The sequence below is a fragment of the Demequina sp. genome (assembly GCF_024642165.1).
Classification (GTDB): Bacteria; Actinomycetota; Actinomycetes; order Actinomycetales; family Demequinaceae; genus Demequina.
Genome location: NZ_JAHEBP010000079.1, coordinates 1 through 9,306 on the forward strand (window position 1 = coordinate 1; position 9,306 = coordinate 9,306).

The window sequence follows — 9,306 nt, forward strand, 5'->3', positions numbered from 1 at the left end:
GGCAGGGGCGGGGGCCTCCGCCTCGGGTGCGGCCGGCTCTGCGGCAGGCGCGGGGGCCTCGGCGGCGGGCGCGGCCGCGGGGGCCTCTCCCTCCTCGCCGATGCGGGCGAGCACCGCGCCCACCTCGGCGTCCTCGTCCTCACCGATGAGGATCTCGAGAAGCGTGCCGGCGAACGGCGACGGGATCTCGGTGTCGACCTTGTCGGTCGACACTTCGAGCAGGGGCTCATCGGCGGCGACGGTGTCGCCCACCTGCTTGAGCCAGCGGGTGACGGTGCCCTCGGTGACGGATTCGCCGAGCGCGGGAAGGGTGACGTCGTTGCTCATGGATTGAACTCCCTCGTTCGAAGCGGATCAGTCGTGTGCGTGCAGCGGCTTGCCGGCCAGGGCGAGATGTGCCTCGCCCAGGGCCTCGTTCTGAGTGGGGTGCGCATGGAGCAAGGGGGCGACATCCTCGGGGTGCGCGTCCCAGCTCACGATGAGCTGGGCCTCGCCGATCTGCTCGCCCACACGGGCGCCGATCATGTGCACGCCCACCACCGGGCCGTCGATCACGCGGATCAGCTTGATGAAGCCCGTGGTGCCGAGGATCTGGCTCTTGCCGTTGCCGCCCAGGTTGTACTCGAGCGCCTTGACGTTCTCGGCGCCGTAGGTCTCGATGGCCTTGGCCTCGGTGATTCCCACCGAGGCGAGCTCGGGCTCGCAGTACGTGACGCGGGGGATGTTCGACTCGACGATCGCCTGGGGCGAGAGGCCCGCGATCTCCTCGGCGGCGAAGATGCCCTGCTGGAACCCACGGTGTGCCAGCTGCAGGCCGGGAACGATGTCTCCCACCGCGTAGATGTTGGCGACGCCGGTGTGGAGGCGCTCGTCGGTGAGCACGAAGCCGCGATCGACGCGCACGCCCTGCTCCTCGTAGCCGAGGTCCTGGGTGCGCGGCCCGCGACCCACGGCCACGAGCAGGATGTCCGCCTCCAGCACCGTGCCGTCCTCGAGCGTGACCTTGACGCCGGCATCACTCTGCTCGACGCCCTGGAATCTCACGCCCAGCTTGAAGTCGATGCCGCGCTTGCGGAACGCGCGCTCGAGGCCCTTGGAGAGCGCCTCGTCTTCATTGGGTGCGAGGTGGGGGAGAGCCTCCACGACGGTCACGTTCGACCCGAAGGACTTCCACACGGAGGCGAACTCGACGCCGATGACGCCGCCGCCGAGCACGATCGCGGTCTGCGGCACCCACTCCATCTGCAGCGCCTGGTCCGAGGTGATCACGCGGCCGCCGATCTCGAGGCCGGGCAGCGAGCGTGCGTAGGAACCGGAGGCAAGCACGATGCTCGCGCCGGTGTACCGCTCGCCGTTCACCTCGATGGTGTCCGGGCCCACGAGCCGTCCGTGGCCCTCGATGACGGTCACCTTGCGCGACTTCACCAGACCCTGGAGGCCGCGGTACAGGCGGTCGATGACTCCCTGCTTGTAGGCGTTCACCTTGGGCATGTCGATGCCGTGCAGGGTGGTGTTGACGCCGTACTTCTCGCCCTCGCGAGCGTTGTCGGCGAGCTCGGCGGCGTGCAGCAGGGCCTTGGTGGGGATGCAGCCGTTGTGGAGGCACGTGCCGCCCACCTTCGACTCCTCGACCAGGCCCACCGTGAGGCCGAGCTGCGAGGCTCGAAGGGCGGCGGCATAGCCGCCCGAGCCGCCGCCGAGGATGAGGACATCAAACGAGCGTGGGCTGGACTCGGTCACTATGAGATCTCCTTGTAGGGACGTCGGTACTCCTCATCTTGCCACGGTGCGCGTGTGCCGCGAACCGGAGTGGGCGACTACGCTGGCGCTATGGGTCTGTTCTCCAGGAAGTCGCGGTCCAAGCAGGCGGCGCAGGCGGCGCCGGGCGCCAGGGACGCGAAGGCCGAGACCGTCGCGCACCTGACGGCGTTCGTGGCGTCGCACACCGGCTGCGAGGCGTTCATCGAACCCCCCACGCGGGTCACGCAGACCACCATGGTGATCGTCGCCGACACCGGCGAATGGACGCGGCGCCGCGTTCCGGACGATGCCACCGCGCGTCGCCTCGCGAAGCAGTTCAAGGTGCCCGCGTTCGACGTCAACCTCTCCGGATATCCCTCGCGCATGCGCGAGTGGAACGAGAAGCACCGCAAGGGACTCGGCTAGGCCCGTCGGCCGCCAACCCCCGCATCGTCCCGTCGCACCCGGGATTCCCACTGGTCGATGTGACGCAGGAATCCTCGCGTGACAAATGTGGCAGCCCCATCTGTCACGCCCGTTCACTCGAGTCACATCGACCAGTGGGAATCCACGACGGCGAAGGCCGCGCTTCCTTTCGCACGCCGGGTCTTTCGCGTGCGGACGGGACCTACTCGGTGGCGCGCCGCTCCAGGAAGCGGAACAGGGTGCGGACCGAGTGGCCGGTGGATCCCGCGGGGTTCTCCGCCCACGGCTTGCCCTCGTTGTAGGACGGGCGCGCGATGTCGAGGTGGCCCCACGGGGTGTCGCCCACGAACTCGCGCAGGAAGATCCCGGCGGTCAGCATGCCGCCACCCTGCGGGTCGCCCATGTTCTGCAGATCCGCGACCTTGGAGTCGATGCCCGCGCGCAGGTGCTCGGGCAGGGGCATCGCCCACATCGCCTCGTCGACCTCGTTCGCGGCGGAGACCACCTCGTCGCGGATCTCCGGGGTGCCCATGACGCCCGACGTGCGGGTGCCGAGCGCGGCGCCCTGGGCGCCGGTGAGCGTCGCGACGTCGAGCACCAGCGTCGGGTCCTCCTCGCAGGCGCGGACCAGGCCGTCGGCCATCACCAGGCGGCCTTCCGCGTCCGTGTTGAGCACCTCGACCGTGGTGCCGCCGTAGATGCGGATCACGTCCGACGGCCGCTGGGCGGTCCCCGACGGCATGTTCTCGGCGATGCAGAGCCACCCGGTCACCGCGATGGGGAGCTGCGCCTGCGCGGCCGCGATCACCGTGTGCAGCACCACGGCGGCACCGGTCATGTCGGACTTCATGGTCTCCATCGACTTCGGGGGCTTGAGCGAGATGCCCCCGGTGTCGAACGTGATGCCCTTGCCCACGAGCGCCACCGTCTGCGACGCGCCCTCGGGCGCATAGGCCAGGCGCACCAGGCGCGGCAGCCGCGAGGAGCCCATGCCCACCGCAAGGATGCCGCCGAAGCCCTCGTTCGCAAGCTCCTGGGCCTCCCACACGCGCACGTCGACGCCGGTCTGGGCGCCCAGCTGCTGCGCGATCTCCGCGAACGAGCCGGGGAACAGGTCGAGCGGAGGCGTGTTGACCAGGTCGCGCACGCCGGCAACGGCGGCGACAAGGATGGTGGCGCGCTCGATCGCCTGGTCCGAGGCCCCGGCGATCACCCAGTGGGTCTCGACGGCGGCGTCTTCGGCGGACTTGTAGTCGGTGAACGTGTAGGCGCCCAGCACGGCGCCCTGGGCGACGGCCACTGCGGCGTCGCCCTCCGCTGGGAGCGCGACCACCACCGTGGCGGGCTTCTTGCCCACCTGCCGGGACGCCTCGCCGGCCGCGAGGCGGAGGTCCGCCTCCGAGCCGGAGCCGATGCCGACCACGACCACGCGGCGCGCCGCCACGGACGTGCCGGGCACCACCACCACGGATCCGGCCTTGGCGGAGGCGTCGAGGGCCTCGGCGTCCGCGGCGATCGCGGCCGCCGCGTCCTCGGGAAGCTGAGGGTGGTGGGCCATGCCGTCGGCCGTCCAGCCCACGATGAGTGCGTCCGCCGCGATCGACGCGACGTTGTCCAGGGACGTGGTGAGTGAGGTCATGCCGTCGAGCGTAGCGCCGGTAGTTTGGGTCTCGTGTACAGCGCCTTCTACCGCAACTTCCTGGCCCGCACGGACGCCGAATGGGCCCACCGCTTCGGCGTGTGGTCCTTCGCCGCGGGGGGCTGGGGCTTCCGGACGATGCGCCGGCTGGGGCTGGTGGCGCGGCCCGCCAGGCGCGGGGCGGTCGACGCGATGGGCATCCGTTTCCCCGCGCCCGTGGGGCTCGCCGCGGGCATGGACAAGGACGCGGACGCGGTGCCGGGGCTGGCCGCGGCGGGCTTCGGCTACGTCGAGGTGGGCACCGTCACGCCCAAGGCTCAGCCGGGCAACGACAAGCCGCGATCGTGGCGCGAGATGGACATCCACGGGCTGCGCAACCGCATGGGCTTCAACAACGCCGGCGCGGACGCGATGGCCGCCAAGCTGGAGCGCCTGCGCTCCTCGCGGTCGGGGCGACGCATCGTCCTGGGCGTGAACCTGGGCAAGAACAAGGACACGCCTGCGGAGGCGGCCGCGGACGACTACGCGTACTCGGCGCGCCTGCTCGCGCCCTACGCCGACTACCTCGTGGTCAACGTGTCCTCGCCCAACACGCCGGGGCTGCGCGACCTGCAGTCGGTGGAGACCCTGCGGCCCATCCTGGCGGCGACGCGCACTGCCGCCGATGCTGCCGTGACGGACCGCCACGTGCCGCTGCTGGTCAAGATCGCGCCGGATCTGGCCGACGACGACGTGGACGCGGTCGCGGACCTCGCGCTCGAGATGGGTCTCGACGGCATCGTCGCGGCCAACACCACCATCTCGCACGACCGCGGGCCCGGCGGGCTGTCCGGCCCCGTCCTGTTGCCGCGCGCGCTCGAGATCGTGGCGCGCCTGCGGTCCCGCGTAGGGGAGGGGCTGTGCGTGATCGGCGTCGGCGGCGTCTCCTCGGAGGGCGATGCGCGCGCGCTGCTCGCCGCGGGAGCGACCCTGCTGCAGGTCTACACGGCATTCGTGTACGAGGGACCGTGGTGGGTGGCGCGCCTCAATCGCGCGCTCACCTCCAAGCCCTGACACCGCGTCCCGCGCGTCAAGGGGCGGTGAGCAGGCGCAGCACCTCGGCGTCCGGCGTCTGCCCGAAGTCCTCGTACCACGCCCCGACCGAGCGCAGCATGTCGGGGATCAGCGCGGCGAGCGCGTGATCGGCCGTGCCGTCTCGCATCAGACCCGCGAGCGATTCGGGCGCCGCGACGCCGGCCGCGACGATCACCCGGGTCGCGCCCATCGCTCGCGCCACCAGCGCCGCCGCCCTCGCGGTGCCGCCGGTGGCGATGCCGTCGTCGACGATCACGGCCGTGCGCCCCGCCAACCGCTCCCGAGGTCGCACCTCGCGGTAGGTGGCGACGCGCCGTGCCATCTCGGCGCGCTCGTCCCGCTCCGCCGCCGTCACGTCGGCGCCCGTGATGCCGAGCACCTCCATGGCGGCCGCGTCGAGCACCCGCACGCCGCCCTCGCCGATCGCGCCGAACCCGTACTCGGGGTCCGCGGGGGCTCCCAGTTTGCGCACCACGATCACGTCGAGCGGCAGCCCCAGGAGGTCCGCGACCACCGCGGCCACGGGCACCCCGCCACGTGGGAGGCCCAGCGCCACCGCATCGTCCGCGGGGGACAGGAACGGCGCGAGCAGCCGCGCGACGCGCTCGCCGGCGTCGACCCGATCCCTCAGGCGGTCCATGCCCTCATCCTGCGCCCACCCCGCGCCGCGCGCACGGTTGCCGGGACGCCACCCGGCCCCCGCCCCCGCATCGTCCCGGTTCGACGGCGCGTCGAAACTGGAACAGTGCGGAGCGGATGTGGCGGGAACCGGGCGCGCGGGTCGCGCGTTGGAACAGTCGTACGCACCTGCCAGTCGTACGAGCATTGTTTTCTCCTTTGATGCGGACGAGGGCCCCGGGTTCACCCCGGGGCCCTCGTCTGTATCTGGAGTGCGGCTACCGCGACTTGGGGCCCGCGTCGACGGTGCGGGACGGGTCCCGCTCGACGATGTCGCCGAGCGCCGCGTCGATGCGAGTCATGAGCTCCGCGGGGATCTCGACGCCGGAGGCCTTGGCGTTGTCGTGCACCTGCTCCGGGCGGGACGCGCCGATGATGGCCGAGGCGACGTTGTCGTTCTGCAGGACCCACGCGATCGCGAGCTGCGCCATGGTCAGCCCCAGCTCGTCCGCGATGGGCTGGAGCTTCTGGACCCGAGTCAGCAGGTCATCGTCCAGGAACCGCTCGATGAAGCGGGCGCCGGACTTCTCATCGGTCGCGCGTGAGCCCGCGGGCGCGGGCTGACCCGGCTTGTACTTGCCGGTGAGCACGCCCTGGGCGACGGGGGACCACACGATCTGGGAGACGCCGGCCTCTCGCGATGCGGGCACCACCTCCTCCTCGATGACGCGCCACAGCATCGAGTACTGCGGCTGCGAGGAGATGAGCTGGATCCTGTGCTCCTTCGCGAGCGCGGCGCCGGCCCGGATCTGGTCCGCCGTCCATTCGCTGACCCCGATGTAGTGGGCCTTGCCGGCGTGCACGATGTCCGCGAACGCGCTCATCGTCTCTTCGAGCGGCGTGTCGTAGTCGAAGCGATGTGCCTGGTAAAGATCCACATAGTCGGTCTGCAGGCGGGTGAGGGAGCCGTTGATCGACTCCATGATGTGCTTGCGGGACAGGCCCATGTCGTTGGCGCCGCCCGGGCCGGTGGGCCAGAACACCTTGGTGAAGATCTCGAGACCCTCGCGACGCTCGCCCTTGAGGGCCTGGCCCAGCACCACCTCGGCGGCGGTGTTCGCGTAGACGTCCGCGGTGTCGAACGAGGTGATGCCCACGTCGAGAGCGGCCCGCACGCAGGCCATCGCCTGGTCGTTCTCCACCTGCGACGCATGGGTGATCCAGTTGCCGTACGTGAGCTCCGTGATCTTGAGGCCGGAGTTGCCCAGATATCGATAGTTGACCATGCCTCGACCCTAGGCCGAGCCGCGGGCTCGCGGTGGCCGCTCGGCGATGATTCGGCTGCACGCGAACACGCCCCCGCGCCGTGCACCCCTCCACACGCGATTGTCGCCTTTCCACACGTGACCAGGGCCGATGCGCGCGAGATGGTCGTTTCCGGCCGATGCGGCGGGCGCCGGTGTAGAGAGGCGCCTCGGGGCGTCGGGAGTGGGGTGGGGCGGGACCGTCAGACGGGGAACTCGCCGCGCTTCACCGCGGCCTTGGGCGTGCGGAACCGGCGGATGTTGAGGTGGCGCGCGATGACGTAGAAGATCCAGCCGCGCGGCACGCGGTTCGCCCCGAACTTGGCGACGAAGCGCTTCTTGACCCGGCGGATCATCAGCCACGTGTCGATCGCCACGGCGAGCACCAGCACGTAGAAGAAGGCGATCAGGGCCAGGCCGAGCCACGACTGAGAGGGGATCACCAGCGACGCGATCACGAAGATGATCGACAGCGGCAGCAGGAACTCGCCCATCGACGTGCGGGCGTCCACCGAGTCGCGCAGGTACCGGCGCTCGGGGCCGCGGTGCTCGAGCGGCATGTTGCGCTCGTCGCCGTCGCGCATCGCCTGGAACTCCTTGTCCCGCTGCGCCCGCACCTTGTCGCGCTGCGCCTGCTTCGATGCCTTGGTGTTGGGGATCACGGGACGGCGGTTGGCGGCCTCCTGCTGCTTGCGCTTCGGGGTCGGATGACCCTTCTTGCCGGGCGTCTCGACGCCGGGGATGTCGGAGTTGTTGTGCTCAGTCATGGTGATGATGGGGCCGTGCCCCTGTCCGTCCTTCTGTTCAGTCCTTGGCGGGGTGGAGCGCCGGCAGTGCCAGCATGCGGTCGAGCGCGATCTTCGCGAGCCGTTGGGTCTCGGTATCTACGGTGATGCGGTTGGGCACCTCGCCGGCGAGAAGCGACTCGAGCGCCCACACCAGGTGCGGCAGGTCGATCCGGTTCATGGTCGAGCAGAAGCACACGGTGTCCTCGAGGAAGTGCACGTCCTTGTCCGGGTGGGCGTTCGCGAGCCGGCGTACCAGGTTGAGCTCCGTTCCGATGACCCATGACGAGCCCGGCTCGGCCGCCTCGAGCGTGGTGATGATGTATTCCGTCGAGCCCACGTAGTCGGCCGCGGTGACCACGTCATGCGCGCACTCTGGGTGCACCAGCACGTTGATGCCCGGCACCTTCTCGCGGATCGCGTCCACGTTCTCCTTGCGGAACCGGCCGTGGACGGAGCAGTGGCCCTTCCAGAGGATCATGCGGGCGCTCTCGATGGCCTCGGGCGTGTTGCCGCCCAGGGGCTTGCGGGGGTCCCAGACGATGCAGTGGTCAAGGTCGAGGCCCAGCTGCAGCACGGCCGTGTTCCGGCCCAGGTGCTGGTCGGGAAAGAAGAACACCTTGCCGTCGCTCTCGACGCCGCCCACCTGGTCGAACGCCCACCGCACCGCGACCTCGGCGTTCGACGACGTGCACACCACGCCGCCGTGCTCTCCGCAGAATGCCTTGATGGCCGCGGTGGAGTTCATGTAGGTCACGGGAACCGTGCGGGACGCGAAGCCCGCCTCCTCCAACTGGGCCCACGCATCGTCCACCTGGTTGATGTTGGCCATGTCCGCCATCGAGCAGCCAGCCGCCATGTCGGGCAGCACCACCGCCTGAGCGTCGGACGTCAGGATGTCCGCGCTCTCGGCCATGAAGTGCACGCCGCAGAACACGATGAACTCGGCATCGGGCCGGCCGGCCGCGTCGCGAGCGAGTTTGAAGGAGTCTCCGGTGACGTCCGCGAACTGGATGACCTCGTCGCGCTGGTAGTGGTGACCGAGGATGAAGACGCGGTCGCCGAGCGCCTCCTTGGCCGCGCGGGCGCGCGCCACCAGGTCGGGGTCGGATGCCGCGGGAAGGTCGCCCGGGCAGTCCACGCCGCGCTCCGACAGCGGATCGCGGCGCTCGCCCAGGAGCAGCAGCGCGGGCGACGGCGAGGGCTCGTCGAACGTCTGGGTCATCCGGTCATTGTCGCATGCCGAGCACGGCACACTGGTGGCCATGCGAGCTGCCGTCGCCGCCCAGAGCTGGCCCCGCCCGGACGCCGGGTTCCTCACCCCTGCCGAGACCGCGGAGGCGGTACGCGCCGCGTGGGCGGGTGCGGCGCCGCACGTGGACCTGCGCGTGGTGGCCGTTCCGGACGGCGGCCCGCGCAGCGCCGATGCGCTGGTGGGCGACGCCTGGCCGGTGGGGGGCGCCGTCGCCCGCCGCGTAGGCACGGTGCTGGTGCTCGCTCCGGCCATCGGGGCCCGGTGGGAGCCCGCGGCGCTGGGCGCGGCGCTCCTGGGCCTCGCCGCGGCGGGGGAGAGCGCGCGCATCGTGGTGCCGCTCGGCGACGAGTCCCCGGCGGGGGACGCGATCGACCTGTGGGGAGGCGGCCTCGCCGCCGCGCGGGCGGGCGTCGCCGCGCTCGACCTGGTGGCGCTGGTGGGCTCGGACCGGCCCCTGCTGGGCTT

Annotated in this window: 9 protein-coding genes and 1 pseudogene; 3 read left to right on the top strand and 7 right to left on the bottom strand. The window is 71.1% G+C overall.

Annotated features, from left to right (window positions below; all coding sequences use genetic code 11):
* A partial coding sequence (locus Q0L54_RS08065) for a biotin/lipoyl-containing protein (protein WP_296666961.1) occupies positions 1-327 on the bottom strand: 327 nt, incomplete at its 3' end.
* A 27-nt stretch (positions 328-354) separates the two neighbouring features.
* Entirely contained in the window at positions 355-1,743 is a 1,389-nt protein-coding gene (gene lpdA, locus Q0L54_RS08070) for a dihydrolipoyl dehydrogenase (protein WP_296666972.1), read from the bottom strand.
* 87 nt (positions 1,744-1,830) lie between these two features.
* On the opposite strand from lpdA, the gene Q0L54_RS08075 reads away from it, so the two are divergent.
* Complete coding sequence (locus Q0L54_RS08075; protein ID WP_296666962.1) at positions 1,831-2,166, top strand: oxidoreductase; 336 nt, start codon at positions 1,831-1,833, stop codon at positions 2,164-2,166.
* A gap of 202 nt (positions 2,167-2,368) precedes the next feature.
* Here Q0L54_RS08075 and Q0L54_RS08080 read toward each other — a convergent pair whose 3' ends face one another.
* Positions 2,369-3,805, bottom strand: coding sequence for a leucyl aminopeptidase (locus tag Q0L54_RS08080; RefSeq protein ID WP_296666963.1), 1,437 nt, complete (start codon positions 3,803-3,805; stop codon positions 2,369-2,371).
* Positions 3,806-3,829: 24 nt separating this feature from the next.
* On the opposite strand from Q0L54_RS08080, the gene Q0L54_RS08085 reads away from it, so the two are divergent.
* Positions 3,830-4,858 carry a quinone-dependent dihydroorotate dehydrogenase gene (locus tag Q0L54_RS08085; RefSeq protein ID WP_296666965.1) on the top strand — a complete coding sequence of 343 codons (1,029 nt, stop codon included), beginning with the start codon at positions 3,830-3,832 and terminating at the stop codon, positions 4,856-4,858.
* A gap of 16 nt (positions 4,859-4,874) precedes the next feature.
* Here Q0L54_RS08085 and Q0L54_RS08090 read toward each other — a convergent pair whose 3' ends face one another.
* The 4 genes from Q0L54_RS08090 to nadA form a co-directional block, all read right to left on the bottom strand.
* A complete protein-coding gene (locus tag Q0L54_RS08090; RefSeq protein ID WP_296666966.1) occupies positions 4,875-5,519 on the bottom strand; it encodes a phosphoribosyltransferase in 645 nt (214 codons plus the stop codon).
* 256 nt (positions 5,520-5,775) lie between these two features.
* Positions 5,776-6,783, bottom strand: a complete 1,008-nt coding sequence (locus tag Q0L54_RS08095; RefSeq protein WP_296666968.1) for an aldo/keto reductase family protein — start codon at positions 6,781-6,783, stop codon at positions 5,776-5,778.
* A gap of 221 nt (positions 6,784-7,004) precedes the next feature.
* Positions 7,005-7,568 (bottom strand): DUF3043 domain-containing protein, encoded by a 564-nt coding sequence (locus Q0L54_RS08100; protein ID WP_296666969.1) that lies wholly within the window; start codon positions 7,566-7,568, stop codon positions 7,005-7,007.
* Between the two features lie 37 nt (positions 7,569-7,605).
* Entirely contained in the window at positions 7,606-8,811 is a 1,206-nt protein-coding gene (gene nadA / locus Q0L54_RS08105; RefSeq protein WP_296666971.1) for a quinolinate synthase NadA, read from the bottom strand.
* A 40-nt stretch (positions 8,812-8,851) separates the two neighbouring features.
* Between nadA and Q0L54_RS08110 the strand changes: the two are divergent.
* Positions 8,852-9,306 (top strand): annotated as a pseudogene (locus Q0L54_RS08110) (hypothetical protein); the annotation flags it as partial.